The 18,203-nt window shown below is 56.7% G+C and carries 20 protein-coding genes and 1 pseudogene; 18 read left to right on the forward strand and 3 right to left on the reverse strand.

Annotation, left to right across the window (positions count from 1 at the left end; genetic code table 11):
- Positions 1-25: 25 nt before the first annotated feature.
- From C7476_RS06005 to C7476_RS06070, 14 genes and pseudogenes are all read left to right on the forward strand, one after another.
- Positions 26-331 (forward strand): type II toxin-antitoxin system RelE/ParE family toxin, encoded by a 306-nt coding sequence (locus C7476_RS06005; RefSeq protein ID WP_114428966.1) that lies wholly within the window; start codon positions 26-28, stop codon positions 329-331.
- Entirely contained in the window at positions 328-618 is a 291-nt protein-coding gene (locus C7476_RS06010) for an addiction module antidote protein (RefSeq protein ID WP_114428967.1), read from the forward strand. The genes C7476_RS06005 and C7476_RS06010 overlap by 4 nt, the downstream gene beginning before the upstream one ends.
- Positions 619-667: 49 nt before the next feature.
- A complete protein-coding gene (gene nagZ / locus C7476_RS06015) occupies positions 668-1,687 on the forward strand; it encodes a beta-N-acetylhexosaminidase (protein WP_114428968.1) in 1,020 nt (339 codons plus the stop codon).
- Between the two features lie 55 nt (positions 1,688-1,742).
- Positions 1,743-2,549, forward strand: a complete 807-nt coding sequence (locus C7476_RS06020; RefSeq protein WP_114428969.1) for a segregation and condensation protein A — start codon at positions 1,743-1,745, stop codon at positions 2,547-2,549.
- Entirely contained in the window at positions 2,542-3,264 is a 723-nt protein-coding gene (gene scpB / locus C7476_RS06025) for an SMC-Scp complex subunit ScpB (protein WP_114428970.1), read from the forward strand. Before C7476_RS06020 ends, scpB begins: the two co-directional genes overlap by 8 nt.
- A 171-nt stretch (positions 3,265-3,435) precedes the next feature.
- Positions 3,436-3,663, forward strand: coding sequence for a twin-arginine translocase TatA/TatE family subunit (locus C7476_RS06030; RefSeq protein ID WP_114428971.1), 228 nt, complete (start codon positions 3,436-3,438; stop codon positions 3,661-3,663).
- A gap of 62 nt (positions 3,664-3,725) precedes the next feature.
- Positions 3,726-4,367, forward strand: coding sequence for a Sec-independent protein translocase protein TatB (tatB, locus tag C7476_RS06035; protein WP_114428972.1), 642 nt, complete (start codon positions 3,726-3,728; stop codon positions 4,365-4,367).
- Between the two features lie 41 nt (positions 4,368-4,408).
- A complete protein-coding gene (gene tatC / locus C7476_RS06040) occupies positions 4,409-5,188 on the forward strand; it encodes a twin-arginine translocase subunit TatC (RefSeq protein WP_425373950.1) in 780 nt (259 codons plus the stop codon).
- A 222-nt stretch (positions 5,189-5,410) separates the two neighbouring features.
- On the forward strand, positions 5,411-6,694 hold the full coding sequence (gene serS, locus C7476_RS06045) for a serine--tRNA ligase (protein ID WP_114428974.1): 1,284 nt from the start codon (positions 5,411-5,413) through the stop codon (positions 6,692-6,694).
- 15 nt (positions 6,695-6,709) lie between these two features.
- A complete protein-coding gene (surE, locus tag C7476_RS06050; RefSeq protein WP_114428975.1) occupies positions 6,710-7,468 on the forward strand; it encodes a 5'/3'-nucleotidase SurE in 759 nt (252 codons plus the stop codon).
- The gene (locus C7476_RS06055; RefSeq protein WP_114428976.1) at positions 7,465-8,118 is read left to right on the forward strand and encodes a protein-L-isoaspartate(D-aspartate) O-methyltransferase; all 654 of its coding nucleotides are present in this window, start codon (positions 7,465-7,467) and stop codon (positions 8,116-8,118) included. Before surE ends, C7476_RS06055 begins: the two co-directional genes overlap by 4 nt.
- 155 nt (positions 8,119-8,273) lie before the next feature.
- Entirely contained in the window at positions 8,274-9,833 is a 1,560-nt protein-coding gene (locus C7476_RS06060; RefSeq protein WP_425373945.1) for a peptidoglycan DD-metalloendopeptidase family protein, read from the forward strand.
- Between the two features lie 174 nt (positions 9,834-10,007).
- Positions 10,008-10,187 (forward strand): type II toxin-antitoxin system HicA family toxin, encoded by a 180-nt coding sequence (locus C7476_RS28640; RefSeq protein WP_425373951.1) that lies wholly within the window; start codon positions 10,008-10,010, stop codon positions 10,185-10,187.
- Positions 10,184-10,512, forward strand: a pseudogene (locus C7476_RS06070) (type II toxin-antitoxin system HicB family antitoxin). Before C7476_RS28640 ends, C7476_RS06070 begins: the two are co-directional and overlap by 4 nt.
- 16 nt (positions 10,513-10,528) lie before the next feature.
- On the opposite strand, the gene C7476_RS06075 reads toward C7476_RS06070, so the two are convergent.
- A complete protein-coding gene (locus C7476_RS06075; RefSeq protein WP_114428978.1) occupies positions 10,529-11,392 on the reverse strand; it encodes an ATP-binding protein in 864 nt (287 codons plus the stop codon).
- Between the two features lie 161 nt (positions 11,393-11,553).
- Between C7476_RS06075 and yajC the strand changes: the two genes are divergently transcribed.
- From yajC to C7476_RS06095, 4 genes are all read left to right on the forward strand, one after another.
- Entirely contained in the window at positions 11,554-11,895 is a 342-nt protein-coding gene (gene yajC, locus C7476_RS06080) for a preprotein translocase subunit YajC (RefSeq protein WP_112530327.1), read from the forward strand.
- 62 nt (positions 11,896-11,957) lie between these two features.
- The gene (gene secD / locus C7476_RS06085) at positions 11,958-14,225 is read left to right on the forward strand and encodes a protein translocase subunit SecD (protein WP_114428979.1); all 2,268 of its coding nucleotides are present in this window, start codon (positions 11,958-11,960) and stop codon (positions 14,223-14,225) included.
- A 4-nt stretch (positions 14,226-14,229) separates the two neighbouring features.
- Positions 14,230-14,619 carry an Mth938-like domain-containing protein gene (locus C7476_RS06090; RefSeq protein WP_114428980.1) on the forward strand — a complete coding sequence of 130 codons (390 nt, stop codon included), beginning with the start codon at positions 14,230-14,232 and terminating at the stop codon, positions 14,617-14,619.
- A gap of 159 nt (positions 14,620-14,778) precedes the next feature.
- Entirely contained in the window at positions 14,779-15,615 is an 837-nt protein-coding gene (locus C7476_RS06095; RefSeq protein ID WP_114428981.1) for a phytoene/squalene synthase family protein, read from the forward strand.
- A 141-nt stretch (positions 15,616-15,756) separates the two neighbouring features.
- Here the strand turns inward: C7476_RS06095 and trmFO are convergent, their stop codons facing one another.
- Together trmFO and C7476_RS06105 are read right to left on the reverse strand one after the other, a co-directional pair.
- Positions 15,757-17,166: a methylenetetrahydrofolate--tRNA-(uracil(54)-C(5))-methyltransferase (FADH(2)-oxidizing) TrmFO gene (gene trmFO, locus C7476_RS06100; RefSeq protein ID WP_114428982.1), complete on the reverse strand. Its 1,410-nt coding sequence runs from the start codon at positions 17,164-17,166 to the stop codon at positions 15,757-15,759.
- An 83-nt stretch (positions 17,167-17,249) separates the two neighbouring features.
- Entirely contained in the window at positions 17,250-18,197 is a 948-nt protein-coding gene (locus C7476_RS06105; RefSeq protein WP_114428983.1) for an aldo/keto reductase, read from the reverse strand.
- Positions 18,198-18,203: the final 6 nt, after the last annotated feature.

The raw sequence follows: 18,203 nt of genomic DNA on the forward strand, positions 1-18,203 counted from the left end.
TATTTCGTATCTATTCGGATACACAATGTATACTGTACGAAGAACAGATGAATTCGACGGTTGGCTTCATGCTCTTCGTGACAGAGAAGCCGCATTTCGTATTCTTAACCGTTTGAGAAATATGGAGCGTGGCAATTTTGGTATGGTTGCGCCAATTGGCGAGGGCATATCAGAAATGAAAATCGATTACGGTCCTGGGTATCGCGTGTACTACACACGCATTGGAGAAGTAGTTTTTCTCCTGTTGGCAGGCGGAGATAAATCCTCTCAACGACGCGATATCGTCAAAGCCAAGCGGATGGCAAAAACAATACGGAGTGCCACCAAATGAAAACAACCATCAAAACAGCACCTTTCGACGTCTCGGAATACTTGGTCGATGAGGAAATGATTGCGGGATATCTTGCAGTTTCGGCTGAAGATCCTGATCCTGAGATATTTATTATGGCGCTTGCCGATGTGGCCAAGGCACGAGGCATGACGCAAATTGCGAAGGATAGCGGATTGGGTCGCGAGAGCCTCTATAAGGCTCTTGCCCCCGGTTCGAAAATTCGTTTTGAGACTGTCCGCAAGATTATGAATGGGCTTGGGGTTAAATTCACCGTTTCACCGTTGTAAAAATGCCAGACAGCTTCCTCATTGGCGGTTGACACACTAGACTTGTCCCATGAGCGAATCAAAAGCATGGATTGCCGGGACGACCGGTTTGAAACTGACCCCAGACGAAATCGCGTTCTTTCGAGACGAGAGGCCGTGGGGTTTTATTCTTTTTGCCCGCAATATCAGCGAGCCAGCACAGATCGAAGACCTGTGTGCGCATTTGCGTGATCTGGTGGACCGCGATGACGCACTGGTGCTGATTGACCAGGAGGGCGGGCGCGTCCAACGACTACGGCCGCCGCTCGTGCCGGATTACCCTTCAGGATCGCAGCTCGGCGCGCTTTTCCGGGAAAATGAGGAACTCGGATTGCGTTCCGCATGGCTCCTGTCGCGCCTGCATGCATTTGATCTCCTCAAGCTCGGCATCAATGTCGATTGCCTGCCGGTGCTCGACGTTCCCGTCGAGGGCGCCAATGACGTTATCGGCACGCGCGCCTATGGCAAGCATCCGGAGATCGTAACGGCCATGGGCCGAGCCGCTGCGGACGGCCTGCTTGCAGGCGGCATGCTGCCAGTGATCAAGCACATACCGGGGCACGGCCGCGCCTTCGCCGACACACATCACGAATTGCCGACGGTTGCGACGCCGCTCGAAGAACTCGCCGAACATGATTTCGCGCCGTTCCGGGCTTTGGCTGACCTGCCGATGGCGATGAGCGCGCATGTGATCTTTTCGGCCGTCGACCCGAAGAACCCGGCGACGACCTCCGGTAAGGTGGTCGAGGAGATCATTCGGGACTATATAGGCTTTGACGGGCTGCTGATGAGCGACGATGTCTCCATGAATGCACTTTCTGGGGATTATTTCGACCGGACCAAAGCAATCTTTGCGGCGGGGCTTGATATAGTGCTTCATTGCCACGGCATCATGGATCAAATGAAAGCCGTTGCGGCTTGCACGCCGGAGCTCGAGGGCAAGGCGTTCGAGCGGGCGCAGCGCGCAATCGAATATCGAAAAGAACCGGATACGTCCAACGAGGAAGAACTCCGGGAAGAGTTCCAGCGCACTTTCGAGGCGGTGGCATAGAAGCGAGAGAAATTTGGCGAACGAGCAAAAGATAAATGGCAACGACACGGCACCCATGGAGGCGCTGTGGGAAAGTCAGGTCGATCGCGCTGCCAGCGAACCATCGCTTGTTATTGATATCAAGGGGTTCGAAGGTCCACTTGATCTCTTGCTGCATCTCGCGCGTAACCAGCGGGTCGATCTTGCCCGCATTTCCGTGCTTGCGCTGGTCGAGCAGTATTTGATCTTCATCCGGCAGGCGCAGGCATTAAGGCTTGAGCTTGCCGCCGACTATCTGGTCATGGCGGCGTGGCTTACCTATCTTAAATCCAAGCTTCTCATCCCCAAGGCGCCCGGCGACGAAGGGGAAAGCGGCGAGGAATTGGCGGCAACGCTGCAGTTCCGGCTGAAGCGGCTGGAAGCGATGCGCGACGCGGCAACGAAGCTCATCAACCGCAACCGGCTCGGCCGCGATGTCTTTGCCCGCGGCATGCCCGAGGCTGTGATTGTCGATCGGACCAACGCCTATGCGGCGACGCTCTACGAGCTTTTGACCGCCTACGCTTCACAGCGGCAAAAGCGGGCCACTTCGCATGTACAGATCGCGCGGCGTACGGTCTGGTCGCTGAAGGACGCGCGCACGATCCTGATGCGGCTCGTAGGTGAGATGAAGGACTGGACGGCGCTCGATCATTACCTGCTGGAATTTATCTTTTCGCCGGCGGAGCGGGCGACCGCCATGGCCAGCTCTTTTGCCGCCAGCCTGGAAATGGTCAGGGAAGGGCATCTGGAAATCCGCCAGACCGGCGCGTTCAACCCGATCTATCTGCGCAACAGGCTTGATAAGCAGACCGAGCCGCTGAAGGATGTGGCAAATGGCTGACAGCATTCATAACATCGACGATGACGAGGTCGACTTGCCGGCTGGCAACTGGAACTCTGCGGTTTCGCTTTCCGATGCGCTGCGTATGGCCGAGGCCATATTGTTTGCATCGGCGGAGCCGGTAACGGAAAAGGCCCTGCGTGAGCGCCTGCCGTCCGGTGTCGACGTGGCTGCGCTGCTTGGCGAACTGCAGGAGATCTATTCAAAGCGCGGTATCAATCTGCGGCAGACCGGCGGCGCATGGGCGTTCCGCACGGCTCCCGATCTCGCTTTCCTGATGAACCGTGAGGCCGTGCAGCAAAAGAAGCTGTCGCGTGCAGCACTCGAGGTCCTTGCGATCATCGCCTATCATCAACCAGTGACACGCGCCGAGCTTGAAGATATTCGTGGTGTCGAGACTTCGAAGGGCACACTCGATGTGCTGATGGAAACCGGCTGGATCAAGTTCCGTGGGCGCCGGCGCACCCCGGGCCGCCCCATCACCTATGGCACCACGGCCTCTTTCCTCGACCATTTCGGCCTGCAGGAAGTACGCGACCTGCCGGGGATTGACGAATTGCGCGGTGCAGGTCTGCTTTCGACGCGCATGCCGACGAATTTTGCCATCCCGATCCCGGTCAATGATCCGGATGAACTGACCGAAGATGAAGATCCTCTGACGGATATCGACCTCGAGGAACTCGGTCTTTTGACACCCCGCGTCGAACATGATTGAGACAAGCTTTCTGTTATAATCGCTTGCGAACATCAAAATTCGTGGCGCAGAGTTCACTTCGGACTTGCGCTGCGTTTACATGAATGTGAAAGAGCAGAAGAGACTTGTGTTTGAAAAGCACGGGGAAAAGACATAGATCAGCCCAAACTGTTGGGTGAATGTGAGGATCAAATGGGTAGTTTTTCAATCTGGCACTGGCTTATCGTGCTTGCGGTCGTGCTTCTTCTTTTCGGTCGTGGCAAGATCCCGGAACTCATGGGTGACGTTGCCAAGGGTATCAAGAATTTCAAGAGCGGCATGAGCGATGACGATGCTGACACTGCCGACAAATCGAAAACAATTGATAATCAGACAAGCCAGCCGGTGAATTCGGTCAAGGAAAAGACCACAAAGTCTTGAGACCAAGGATAATCTTGTCCTGCGCGCGGCTACATTGCCGCGTTGTGGCTGGAGCATGATGAATGTTTGAAGTTGGTTGGTCGGAAATCCTGGTGATCGTGATCGTCATGATCGTGGTGGTCGGACCCAAGGATTTACCGAAGATGCTGCGTGCCTTCGGCAAGGCGACCGCAAAGTTTCGGGCAACTGCCGGCGAATTCCGCAAACAGTTTGACGAGGCCTTGAAAGAGGCCGAGCTCGATGATGTGCGCGATATCGTCAATGAGGCCAAGAGCCTCGATCCGCGCAGTGATATCCGCAAGGTCTTCGATCCTGTCCGGACTATCGGTGAGGAAATTCGCTCCAGCTTGAAAGATGCCGCGGTAACAGCGAAGGACAATGTCGCTATACCAGATCCCGCCGCGCCGGGGGCAACACAGTTGCAACCGCAGGTGATGGAACCTTTGGCCGCTCCGGCGACGCCTGCCGCTGAAACAGTGATAAAGAAGCCCGCAAGGTCGAGACAGAAGCCGGTTGCGGCTGCCGCTGAAACCAAAGCCAAGCCGACAGCGCCAGCCAAGAAAGTCGCAGACGCTTCGAAGACTGTGTCCAAGAAGAGCGTAGCGCCGGCCGTAGAAGTCGCAACGGCTGCACCGATCAAAACACCAACAAAAAGAACAGCGAAGCCGAAGGCCAAGGCTGTCGACACGGGGAAAAAGAGTTGAGCAGCGCTGACGACGAAATCGATAAAAGCTCGGCTCCTTTGATGGAGCACTTGATCGAGCTACGCCGGCGCCTGATCTGGGCACTTCTGGCGTTCTTCATCGCGTTTCTCGTATGCTTCCATTTCGGCAAGCAGTTGTTCAACCTTTTGGTCATCCCGTATCAGTGGGCTACCTTGTGGGCGGGACTCGATCCTGCCAAGGCGCAACTCATCTATACGGCCCCGCAGGAGTTCTTTTTCACCCAGGTCAAGGTCGCCATGTTCGGCGGTATCGTCATCGCATTCCCGGTCATCGCATCGCAAATCTACAAGTTCGTAGCGCCCGGCCTTTATCGCAACGAGAGAATGGCGTTCTTGCCATTCCTGATTGCATCGCCGATCCTTTTTCTCATGGGCGGCGCGCTGGTTTATTTCTTCTTCACGCCAATGGTCATGTGGTTCTTCCTGGCCATGCAGCAGACTGGCGGAGCGGGTGAAGTCCAAATCTCGCTTTTGCCGAAGGTTTCCGAATATCTCAGCCTCATCATGACCCTGATTTTCGCATTCGGGCTGGTGTTCCAGCTTCCGGTCGTGACGACCCTTTTGGCACGGGTCGGCCTCGTTGGCTCCGAGGGACTGAGGTCGAAGCGCAAATACGCCATCATCATTGCGTTTATCGTGGCCGCCGTTATCACGCCGCCCGATCCGATCAGCCAGATCGGTCTTGCACTCCCGACGATCCTTCTCTACGAGGTTTCGATCTGGATGGCGCGTCTGGTCGAGAAGAAGCGTGCGGCAGATGAGGCTGAAGCAAATTCAGAGTCCAGCGAAGCCTCGTCCTGACGGTGTCCAGTGAAAAAGAGCTTGCGTAGCCATTGTGCGTGGTTCGACAAGCTCACCATGAGGCATGTGGTTGATGGCAGGGAGACAAGAGCTGCAACGTTAGCGATTAGCCTTGCAATCATCTCTCTCCCTCATGGTGAACTTGTCGAACCACGCACCATAGAAATGCAAATTCATTATTCAACAGAACCCGGCACATAACTCCAACACGGCTTTATTCCCATGCTCGATATCAAATGGATCCGAGAGAATCCGCAAGCGCTTGACGCAGCTCTGGCCAAACGGGGCAACGAGCCGGCATCGTCCCGTTTGATCGAGCTCGACGAAAAGCGCCGTCATCACATAGCTAAATTGCAGGAAGCGCAGGAACGCCGCAACGCCGCCTCGAAAGAGATCGGCAAGGCGATGGGTGCCAAGGATCAGGCAACCGCCGACCGTCTGAAGGCCGAAGTTGCGGAGATCAAGCTGTTCCTGACGTCAGCGGAAGAAGAAGAGCGCCAGCTCGATCGAGCGCTGAACGATGCATTGTCGGTGCTTCCGAACATACCGCTTGCTGACGTGCCGGTCGGCAAGGACGAAGCCAGCAATGTTGAAACGCGCCGCGTCGGACACCTCAAGAATTTTTCGTTCGAGCCGAAAGAGCATTTCGAGATCGGCGAAAAGCTCGGCTACATGGACTTTGAACGTGCAGCCAAGCTTTCGGGCAGCCGCTTCACGGTCCTGAAAAGTCAGCTGGCGCGGCTGGAGCGTGCGCTTGGCCAGTTCATGCTCGATCTGCACACGACCGAACATGGCTATACCGAAGTCAGTCCGCCTCTGCTGGTCAATGACGAAGTGCTCTACGGCACGGGTCAGCTGCCGAAGTTCGCAGAAGATCTGTTCCGGACCACGGACGGCCGCTATCTGATCCCGACCGCCGAGGTGCCGCTTACCAATCTTGTGCGCGAAGAGATCCTCGATATTCGCGATCTGCCGATCCGCATGACGGCGCTTACGGCGTGCTTCCGTTCGGAAGCCGGTTCTGCGGGGCGGGACACGCGCGGTATGCTGCGCCAGCACCAATTCATGAAGGTGGAACTGGTATCGATCACCGATGCCGAACATTCCATCGAGGAACATGAGCGGATGACGTCGTGTGCCGAGGAAGTTTTGAAGCGGCTCGACCTGTCGTTCCGCACCATGACGCTGTGTACCGGCGATATGGGCTTTGGCGCGCAGAAAACATATGACCTCGAAGTCTGGTTGCCGGGGCAGAAGGAGTATCGCGAGATCTCCAGCTGCTCGGTATGCGGTGATTTCCAGGCACGCCGCATGAATGCCCGCTACCGGCCGGAAGGCGAGAAGTCGACGCGTTTCGTTCATACGCTGAATGGTTCGGGTACTGCCGTGGGGCGCGCGCTGATTGCCGTTGTCGAAAATTATCAGAATGAGGACGGCAGCGTAACAATTCCTGAAGCCCTTGTGCCCTATATGGGTGGACTGAAACGGATCGAAAAAGCAGCATAAGAGGGACCGGGGCAAATGCGCATTCTTCTGACCAACGATGATGGTATTCATGCGGAAGGTCTGAGCGTGCTTGAACGCATTGCCCGCCAGCTTTCGGACGATATCTGGGTGGTCGCGCCGGAAACGGACCAGAGCGGCCTTGCGCATTCGCTGACGCTTTCCAACCCGTTGCGCCTGCGCAAGATCGATGAGCGGCATTTTGCCGTGCGCGGCACGCCGACCGATTGCGTTATCATGGGCGTCAAGCATCTGATGCCGGACGCACCTGATCTGATCCTTTCCGGTGTCAATTCCGGCTCGAACATGGCGGATGACGTCACCTATTCAGGGACTGTTGCCGGCGCCATCGAGGGCACATTGCTCGGCATCAAGTCCATTTCCTTGTCGCAGGAATACAATCTGGATGGCGGGGCGCGTGTGCTGCCATGGGAGGTCGTGGAGGAGAGGGCGCCCGCGATCCTGAAAAAGGTACTTGGTGTCGAACTGCCAAAGACCGTTCTCATCAATATCAACTTCCCGAGCTGCAGCGCTGCGGAGATCGCCGGAACGCGGGTTACGGCGCAAGGCAAGCTTTCGCATGGCCTCACCATAGAAGAGCGCCATGACGGACGCGGCTTGCCCTATTACTGGCTGCGCTATGGCCGCGGCAAGGATGTGCCGGCTGAAAACAGCGATGTGGCCGCACTCGCCAAGAACTTCATTTCAGTCACGCCGCTGCAACTCGACCTGACAGCGCATGACACGCTCGCAACCCTTGCGAGTGCCATTGCATGAAGGTTGCGATGTCTGAACGCGAAGGATTGGCGGCTTTCGTACTGCGTATGCGCGCCTTGGGCCTGTCGGATCAACGTCTGATCAGCGCCTTTGAGGCGACGCCGCGTACGGCCTTTGTCAACGGCAATCTTGGTAACCTTGCCTACGGTGCGGGAACGCTGCCGATCGAATGCGGTGAGTTCATCGAAGCGCTCGATCTGCAGGCGCAGTTGATCAATTCCCTCGATCTTGAGCCGACGCACCGTGTGCTGGAAATCGGCACCGGTTCTGGCTTTACGGCGGCCGTTATGGCGCGGCTCGCCGGCCGTGTTTTATCGCTGGAGCGCTATCGCACGCTGGTTGAACTGGCGCATCAGCGGCTCCAGGCTCTGAAAATCGAGAATACCTTCGTCAAGCATGCGGATGGCAGGCATGGCCTCGTACATGATGGTCCGTTCGACCGCATCATCGTCTGGGGGGCTTTCGAAAGCATGCCGCGCCAGTTCGTAGATCTCCTGTCGTCAAACGGCGTCATGATCGCACCGATCGGCCCGCTCGATGGCAGACAAGTGATGGCGCGTCTGTCGAAAATCGGCAGCCGTTTTGAGCGCCATGATTTGATGTCGGTGCGCCTTTTGCCCCTGATGGAAGGTGTCGCCTCGGCGCTCTGACCCAGTTCCTGACCCTTTACGAGTTTGGTGAATTTTTTACAAATTTTATTCGCTCTTTAACGGTCGAGTAACATTAACGCGATCTAATGAGTCCAATATTCTTGTATTGAGTACGGGCGGGATATGCGATGCGTTTGAGTACACTGGAGCAAATTTTGTCTAAATGGAGCCAATTCTGTTTCTCGGATGGCAAGACGATCCACGCGGATGGTGGCGAGGCCGATGTGTTTCCATCGGACGACGCCGCCAGACAAAGTGGGTGGCTGTCAGCCGGAAACCCGAAGGGCCGGGTGAATTTGGACCAAATCCATCGAGCTTTGGCGTCGTCCGATGGAAAGACATCGGCCTCGCCAAACCTCTTGACCTTGTCCACAAATTCTCTCCGGCAGAATGTCTCCATTTGGACAAAACTTGCTCCTGACAAAGCGTCACGGCGGCTGGCTCTGAATGCCGCCATTCTCTCGATAGCCGGTATCGCGGCTGGCTGCAGCTCGGGCGTGCAGCGTTTCACCAGTGCCGATTTCAGTTCCGGCTATAGCGACAATCAACGATCAGTCATGCAAGCGTCCAAAAACACGCCACAACCTTATACACCTCCCGTCGATTCAACGCAGACAGCTTCTGTAAGCAGCGGCGGAGGTGTCCAGCGCAGCAGCCTGCCGCCCGTCGGCGCTGCAACCACTTCGGCGCTGCCGCCAGTCTCGTCGCAGCCGACGCGCCCGGCTCTCGCACCCGTTGCCAGCGCGGCGCCACCGCGTCAGCAGCAGGTCGCTTCAGCGCAGCCAATGCAGGCCGCACCGTTGGGATCGACTTCGGGTACGTTGAAAACTCCGGATGGCCGTGAAGCAAAGATGCCTGTAAAGGCGGCTCCGGTGCATTCGAACAACGTCGCCGTCATACAGACGCCACCGGTGAACAAGCAGGTAGCTGCCGCGACCACAGTTGCAAAGCCAACCGGCCAGGGCTCATACACAGTCCAGAGCGGTGACACGCTGCATGCGATTTCGCGCAAGACCGGCAGCAATGTCGAGGCGATCAAGCAGGCGAACAACATGAAGGATGGCACCGTCCGTGTTGGTCAGGCGCTCATCATTCCGCCGTCCAATTCGGCGCTTGCGCAGAATGTCGCCAACACCATGAAGCCGAAGGGTGGAACGGTCGATCAGGTCAAGACAGCTTCGACGCCGCCTGCAGAACAGCCGAAGGCGGTCGCAAGTGCCGCGACGCAGGCCGCTGCGGCTCCGCAGGCCGACACTTCGGCAAAGCCTTACACGCCGCCACAGGCCAGCGAGAAGGTGATCGAGAACGCGGATAAGGACAAGGATGTTGCCGCAGCACCGTCGGCTACCGGCGTCTCGGGTATGCGCTGGCCGGTTCGCGGCCGGGTCGTCGCCAACTACGGCAAGGGCAGCGACGGGATCAACATCTCCGTGCCTGAGGGTACCCCGATCAAGGCTGCTGAAAACGGCGTGGTCATCTACTCTGGCGATGGCCTCAAGGAATTCGGCAATACCGTCCTGGTGCGCCATGACAATGGCCTTGTGACCGTATATGGCAATGCCAGCAAGCTCGATGTCCAGCGCGGCCAGAAGGTCAAGCGCGGCGACCAGCTTGGAGTGTCTGGCATGACCGGCAACGCAACGACGCCGATGCTTCATTTCGAGGTTCGCAAGAACTCGACGCCGGTTGACCCTACGAAATATCTCGAATCCTGATCGATCAGCAGATTGATTGGAGCCCGCGCCGAAAGGTGCGGGCTTTCCATTTTTAACTGACAGTTATGCTAGCATTCTTTGCTTGCAAATATTATATTTTGAAAAGGCCAATTCCATGAATAGCAAGCATCGGCGAACCCTGATCCGGTTTCGGGTTTCATTGCATGGTCAGACATTGAAAATTTACTGCTTGGCGTTGGCGCGCGGACGATCGAGGGCAATGGCTCGCGTGTGAAGTTTGAAATAGACGGAGAGGTGGAAAGCTTTCATGGGTCTCATCCCTCCAAGGAAGCAAAGCGCTACCAGGTGCGTGCGGCTCGAGCCTTTCTGGAGAGAATTGGAATAAAACCATGAATGTCATGCACTACAAAGATTATACCGCGCGCATCGAATACGATGATGAGGATGAAATTTTCTTCGGGAAGATTGCCGATATCAGCGACGGTGTCGGTTTTCACGCCGATACGGTAGTGGACTTGAAAGTGGCATTTCACGAAGCTGTCGATGACTATATCGAGACATGCACTAAAATCGGCAAGCAGCCGCAAAGCCATACTCGGGAAAAATGATGTTTCGAGTAAAGCCTGAAATTCATCGCCGGGCAGCGCTCGCTGCAGAACGTGCCGGCAAGAGCCTCAACCAATGGGCTGAAGAAGCCTTGGATGAGGCGGCGGGCTGAATACCTGGCGGGCGCCTTACAGTTTCTTGCCGAGACGTCCGGCAAGATCCTGGATGAATTGCCAGGCGACACGACCGGACCGTGCCCCGCGTGTCGTGGACCACTCAAGCGCCTGCGCATGCAATTCCGGCTGCTTTATCGGCAGGTGGAAATGCGCCGCATAGCCATCGATCATCGACAGATAGTCGTCCTGGCTGCATTTGTGGAACCCAAGCCAAAGTCCGAAGCGGTCCGAAAGCGAGACTTTTTCTTCAACCGCTTCGGAGGGGTTGATAGCCGTGGAACGTTCGTTCTCGATCATATCGCGCGGCAGAAGATGACGCCGGTTCGATGTGGCGTAGAAGATGACATTGTCCGGCCGGCCTTCGACACCGCCTTCCAGTGCTGCCTTCAATGATTTGTACGATGTGTCGTCGTGATCGAAGGACAGGTCGTCGCAAAACAGGATGAACCGGTAATCCGTGTCCTTGATGGCCGCCATCAGCGCAGGGAGGCTGTCGATATCTTCGCGGTGGATTTCCACAAGTTTGAGCGGGTGGCCGCCGGTCGGTGCAGCAGCGTTGACAGAGGCATGCACCGCCTTGACCAGCGATGACTTGCCCATGCCGCGCGCGCCCCACAGCAGCACATTGTTCGCCTGCAAACCATCGGCAAAGCGTTTCGTATTGTCGAATAGGATATCGCGGACATTGTCGACGCCGCGGATCAAGGAAATGTCCACCCGGTTGACCTTGCTGACCGGGTCAAAGGTGAGCTTGTCCGGATTCCAAACGAAGCAATCCGCCACATCGAGGTCGACCGGTCGAGCTTTTGGCGGTGCCATGCGCTCCAGCACCGCAATCAGTCTGTCAAGTTTATCTGTCAACAATTCATCGGACATACTCATCCAGCCTTCGTTTTTCCCGCGTATATGCGACTATCATGTTGAAGATAATTCGAAAAGCAGGACACACAGTTTTGTACGGTTGCTTTTGACGCCCCAAACATTGTATTGCGCTGGCTCAAGTTCTTTCAAATCTGGTTTCTCTGGAGGTTGTCTCAATGTTCGTAACTCCCGCATATGCACAGGCAACGGGTGTCGGCGGCGCACCGGAAATGCTGATGAGCATCCTGCCGTTCATTCTGATCTTCGTGATCATGTACTTTTTGATCATTCGCCCACAGCGTACTGCTGCCAAAAAGCGCGAGGAGCAGCTGAAGAATATCCGACGCGGTGACACGATCATTACCGGTGGCGGTTTCATCGCCAAGGTAACCAAGGTCTATGAAGATACCGGCGAGCTGGATGTCGAAATCGGCGAAGGCGTCAAGGCTCGTGTCCTGCGGGGCATGGTGGCGGACGTCCGGGTCAAGGGCGAGCCGGTTGCCGACAACAAGAAATAAGGCATAGTGACGGGGCGGCGATCGAGCCGCCCCTCTGATTCTAGTTCCAAGGTTGCGACTGCATGCTCTATTTTAGCCGCTGGAAGACTGTACTCATCTGGGCTGTTGTTCTAGCAGGCGTTATTCTGGCGCTGCCAAATCTCTTCACACAGGATCAATTGGTGACCTTGCCGGACTGGCTGCCGAAGAAGCAGCTGGCGCTGGGTCTCGACCTCGAAGGTGGTTCGCGACTGCGCTTGCAGGTCGACCGGGAACATCTGCCGGACACCGACGCAACGATTGCAATCCTGAACCGCCGTCTCAGCGAGCTCGGCTACACCAATCCCAATGTCGAAGGCCAGCGGAATGGCCGTGTGCTCGTCGAAGTCCCCGGACTTTACGATTCGCAACTGCTCAAGGACATCCTGAGCCTCACCGGCGAACTGCATTTCCAGATGGTCGACGATTCCGTACCGGTTCAGCAGGCGATCGACGGCACGCCGCCGGAAGGCGATGAGGTGGTGTATTCGTTCGACGATCCGCCCGTTGCCTATCTGGTCAAGAAAGAGCCGCTCGTCTCGAACAAGAACTTCGTCGATGCGCAAGCCGGGATCGATACGACCACCCAAGAGCCCGTGATCACCTTCAGGCTGGACAGCATCGGCGCTGACCGGTTCTCGAAGGCGACCAAGGCGAATGTCGGCAAATCCTTCGCTATCGTTCTCGACAACCAGGTGCTTTCAGCTCCGGTCATCAGTGAGGAAATACCCGGGAATACAGGTCAGATTTCCGGCAATTTCGACCTTTCGGGCGCAAGTAACCTTGCGCTTGTGATGCGGGCCGGCGCGCTGCCAGCGAGTGTCACCGTGCTCGAAGAGAGAACGATAGGCACTGATCTCGGAGCGGCTGCTGTAGCTTCTGGCAAGATCGCTGCTCTTATCGGCGCAGTTCTCGTCATCGTTTTCATGCTTTTGACGTATGGCCTTCTCGGCGTCATCGCCAACATTGCCCTTGTCGTCAATGTGATCCTGATATTGGCTGTGCTGACGCTCTTCGGCGCGCCGCTGACGCTCGCGGGTGTTGCCGGTATCGTGCTTACGATCGGCATGGCCGTCGATTCCAACGTGCTGATCTATGAGCGTATTCGCGAGGACAGGCGCGCTGGCTTTTCCGTGATCCAGGCTATCGATTCCGGATTTTCACGGGCACTTGCAACGATCGTCGACGCCAATGTCACGACGCTGATCGCGGCACTCGTGCTTTTCATGCTGGGCTCCGGGCCGGTGCACGGTTTCGCGCTGACCGTTACCATCGGCATCGTCACGACGCTGTTCACGACCTTCACGCTGACCCGTTGGCTGGTATCCGTGTGGGTTCAATGGGCGCGTCCCAAGGAAGTTCCTGGCGCACTCCTGAAGCTCGTTCCAAATGATACGAAAATCCCGTTCATGAAGCTGCGTTTTCTGACGCTTGGCTTTTCGGCGCTGTCGAGCATTGCGGCGATCGTGCTTTTCGCCATTGTCGGCATGAATTTCGGTATCGATTTCAAGGGCGGCACGATGGTCGAGATTCAATCGCACGAGGGTGCGATCGATCTCGATGATGTGTATAGCCGACTGGAAGATCTGAATATTGGTGACATCAAGATCGAACCATTCAAATCCGATGATCGCGCGCTGATTACCGTGGGCAGCCAAGGTGAGGGCGAGGATGCCGAGCAGACTGTCGGTGTCAAAATCCGCGGTGAATTGCAGGACGACTTCGATTTCCGCCGCATTGACGTCATCGGCCCGTCCGTATCGACTGAACTGTCACACGCCGGAATGCTCGCAGTCGGGCTCTCATTGGCGGTGATCTTCGTCTATGTGTGGTTGCGCTTCGAATGGCATTTCGCACTTGGCGCCATTCTCGCAACAATCCACGACGTGCTGCTACTGCTTGGTATGTTCATCGTCTTCCAGATGGAGTTCAATCTCTGGAGCATCGCCGCGTTGCTCGCGATAGTCGGCTACTCGCTTAACGATACGGTCGTCATCTACGACCGCGTGCGCGAAAATTTGCGACGATACGGCAACAGCATGTCGCTATCGGCTCTTCTCGATGCATCGATCAACCAGACCCTGTCGCGCACGATTCTGACATCGCTTGCAACGTTTCTGGCGTTGATCGTTCTCTATCTCTATGGTGGAGATGACGTGAAATCATTCGCGCTGGTCCTCGGTGTCGGCATTATCGTCGCAACCTACTCGTCGATCTTCGTTGCCGGCCCGTTGCTGATGCTGTTTGGCCTCAAGGGCAGGGATGTCGCGGACAACGGACCTCCGGCGGTGTCCGGGCAGAGTGGAGCATAGTTAATTGGTCAAAGGCATTGAAATTCGGGATGCGCACTTTCCTGGGCGTGCACCCATCGATGCCTATGGCAATGGCGGCTTTCGCTTCGCTGACATGTCGCATCGCGGCTCCATACTCTGTCTCCCATCCGGCATTCATGGCTGGGAGCCGAAAACCCTGCCACTCCTGACGATCGCCGATTTCTCGCTTGTGCTTGAACAAGCTGACGATATCGAAATTTTGCTGGTGGGGATGGGGACCGACTTGCGGCGGCTGCCGCAGGAACTGCGCGACGAATTGCGCAAGCACCGTATATCGTCCGATCCGATGAGCACGGGTGCAGCAGTGCGGACCTACAATGTGTTGCTGGCGGAGGATCGCGCAGTGGCCGCTGCATTGATTGCAGTGGATTGAAGCTCTGTCGATATTTCGCGTCAAGGCGGCCTGCAAACGACGCTTTCCTCCGCTCCGGTGCTCACGTACCAAAATGTACGCTGCGCTCCGGTGCTCGGAAACCATCGTTTTCGTCTCGCCCTGACGCGAATCTCGCCAGACCAAATCGAGAGCGGCGTTATGAATGCAAATGAAACCCACTGCCTGCAATTGTTGCGAGCTGCCGATCCGGACCGCTACCTTTCTGTGCTGTATGCGCCGGAAGACAAACGCGGGGCATTGGCAGCGCTCTTTGCTTTCAACAACGAAATTGCCCGAATTCGTGATCTGATTCATGACCCGTTGCCGGGTGAAATCCGGTTGCAATGGTGGCGCGATCTCATCAATGCAACAGAGCTTGGTGAAGCGTCGGGGAATCCCGTCGCCGCTGCGCTTTTGGGTACGATCAAAACGTATGATCTGCCGAGCTCTGCCTTTGACAATTATTGTGAGGCACGGATATTCGACCTCTACAATGACCCAATGCCAAGCCGGAACGATCTGGAAGGCTACTGCGGCGAGACGGCTTCGGCGCTTATCCAACTCGCCTCCTTGATCCTGGATGCCGCCAAGGCGCCTGAACACGCCAACTTAGCTGGCCATGCCGGTGTCGCGCAGGCGATCACTGGTCTACTGCGTCTGTTGCCACTGCATCGCCGCCGCGGCCAGATATACATCCCCGCCGATATTCTGGCGACCGTTGGCTGCAGTGGGACGGTGTTGCTGGATGGCTCCGATCAATCAGCGGTCAAGCGTGCGATCGATGCGATGATCGCACTGGCCGGGGATCATTTCGCAAAATTCGAAAACGCTGTGAAGACGTTGCCGGCGACACTTCGCCCGGCCTATCTGCCAGCGGCGATTACTCCGATATATCTGAGGAAGCTGAAGGCCAGCGGCTTCAATACGGCAACGGAAATTGAGGAAATCTCTCCACTCCGCCGCCAATGGGCGATCTTTAGGGCATCAACGCGCTAATATATCGAGTTTGCGGTGTTCAATGCGTGGTTCGACAGGCTCACCATGAGGGATGTAGTGCGCTTCAGATCCCAGCGTTGGCGACCCTGGCACCCTGCAATTCACCACGCCTTCATGGTGAGCCTGTCGAACCACGCACAACTATTCCGCGGCTTCTGCAATTGCCGGTAGGCCGAGCCATGTACGGCAGTCAGCCAGCGCACGCCCGCTCATGGCGCATTTCTTGGCATTCGACTTCTCCTTGCCGCGCAGACGCTTGCCTTCAATCTTCGGCGTCTCCATTGGCGGAAACAGGCCGTAGTTGACATTCATTGGCTGGAACGAGCGCTTGCCCGGTTCTTCATCGGTCACAAGGTGCCCGCCGGTGATATGACCGAGGAGCGCGCCGAAAGCTGTCGTCAAGGGCGGAGGCGTATAGGCTTGGCCAAGCCTTTCAGCCGCGGTAAACCGGCCCGCGAGCAGACCGATAGCGGCGGATTCGACATAGCCCTCGCACCCGGTGATCTGGCCGGCAAAACGCAGGCCCGGCCGTGTTTTGAGCTGCAAGGTCGGATCGAGCAGAAGCGGCGAATTCAGATATGTGTTGCGGTGCAGCCCGCCGAGACGTGCAAACTCGGCGTTCTCCAATCCCGGGATCATTCTGAAGATGTCAGTTTGGGCGCCATATTTCAACTTGGTCTGGAATCCGACCATGTTGTAGAGCGTCCCGAGCGCATTGTCCTGGCGTAGCTGAACCACCGAATAGGCTTTGACAGTGGGATTGTGTGCATTGGTCAGGCCCATCGGCTTCATTGGGCCATGGCGCAACGTTTCGGGCCCGCGCTCGGCCATGACCTCAATCGGCAGGCAACCGTCGAAATAAGGCGTGCCTTCCCATTCCTTGAACTCGGTCTTGTCACCTGCAACGAGCGCCTGAATGAAAGCCTCGTACTGCTCCTTGGTCATCGGGCAGTTGATGTAGTCCTTGCCATTGCCGCCCGGTCCAACCTTGTCATAGCGCGACTGGAACCAGCAGACATCCATATCGATGGAATCGAAATGCACGATTGGCGCAATAGCGTCGAAAAAGGCGAGGGCGTCCGCGCCGGTTTCCTTGCCGATCGCTTCGGCAAGCGATGGCGCCGTCAGCGGGCCAGTGGCGATAATGACCTTGTCCCAATCAGCCGGCGGCAGGCCGGTGATTTCCTCGCGCTGGATGGTGATCAGGGGATGCGCTTCAATGCGGGCGGTGACGGCCTCGGCAAAGCCGTCACGATCGACAGCGAGCGCACTGCCGGCCGGCACCTGGTTCGCATCGGCAGAAGCCATGATCAGCGAATTGGCGAGGCGCATTTCCGCATGCAATACGCCGACCGCATTGGTTTCGGCGTCATCGGAGCGAAAAGAATTGGAACAAACGAGCTCGGCCAGATCTTGTGTCTTGTGCGCATCGGTGCCGCGAACCGGGCGCATCTCGTGCAGAATGACGGGAATACCGGCCTGGGCAAGCTGCCATGATGCTTCGGAACCGGCGAGACCGCCGCCAACGATATGAACTGGTTTGTGTGACATGCGCTTCCAATAGACTTTTTGGTGCTGCGCTTCAATGCAAAAGCCGCCGCGAGTTACTCGAGAGGCGGCGTTGACAATTTGAATCAGGCGCTGGCCTGGTCGAGGTCCGCCACGTCGTCACTGTCGAGCTTCAGTGCTGCGGCGCGGATAAGACTTTCCAGCTGTTCGAGGGAAGTGGCGCTGGCAATCGGTGCCGTGACGCCCTTGCGCTGGATGATCCACGCAATTGCGACTTCGGCCGGCTTGGCGTTGTGCTTGGCCGACACCTTGTCCAGCGCAGCGAGAATGCGGTGACCGCGAGGGTTGAGATACTGCTTGATGCCGTCGCCGCGCTGGCTTTTACCCAAGTCGGTTTCGCTGCGATATTTGCCAGAAAGGAAACCCTTGGCGAGCCCGAAATACGTGATGACGCCAATATTCTCGGAGATGCAGAGGTCGCGTAATTCGCCTTCGAACTCGCCACGATCGTAGAGGTTGTAGCCGGGCTGCAGCACATTGTAACGGGGCAGATCCTTTGTTTCCGAAACATCGATCGCGGCCCGAAGCTGATTCGCATCGAGATTGGAAGCGCCGATCGATTTGATCTTTCCCTCTCTCAGCAGCTTCTGGTAGGCGCCGAGTGTTTCCTCGTAGAGTGTATCGGGATCGGGCCAGTGCGACAGATAAAGATCGATTGCATCGATTTGGAGCCGTTTTAGCGATGCCTCGACTGCCTTGGCGATGTAAGCGGCAGACAGATCTTTCTTGCCTTGGCCCATGTCGGAGCCGACTTTGGTAATAATAACGACCTTGTCGCGCGCATTGCGGGATTTGACCCATTCGCCGATGATTGTTTCGGATTCGCCGCCTTCATGTCCGGGGACCCAGCGGGAATATCCATCCGCTGTGTCGATCGCGTTGAAACCGGCATCGACAAAACGGTCAAGCAGATCGAAGGAGGTCTTTTTGTCGGCAGTCCAGCCGAAGACGTTACCTCCCAAAACCAATGGCGCAATGGACAGGCCCTTGCGGCCAAGACGACGTTTTTCCATATTTTT

The sequence above is a fragment of the Phyllobacterium bourgognense genome (genome assembly GCF_003337575.1).
Lineage (GTDB): Bacteria > Pseudomonadota > Alphaproteobacteria > Rhizobiales > Rhizobiaceae > Phyllobacterium > Phyllobacterium bourgognense.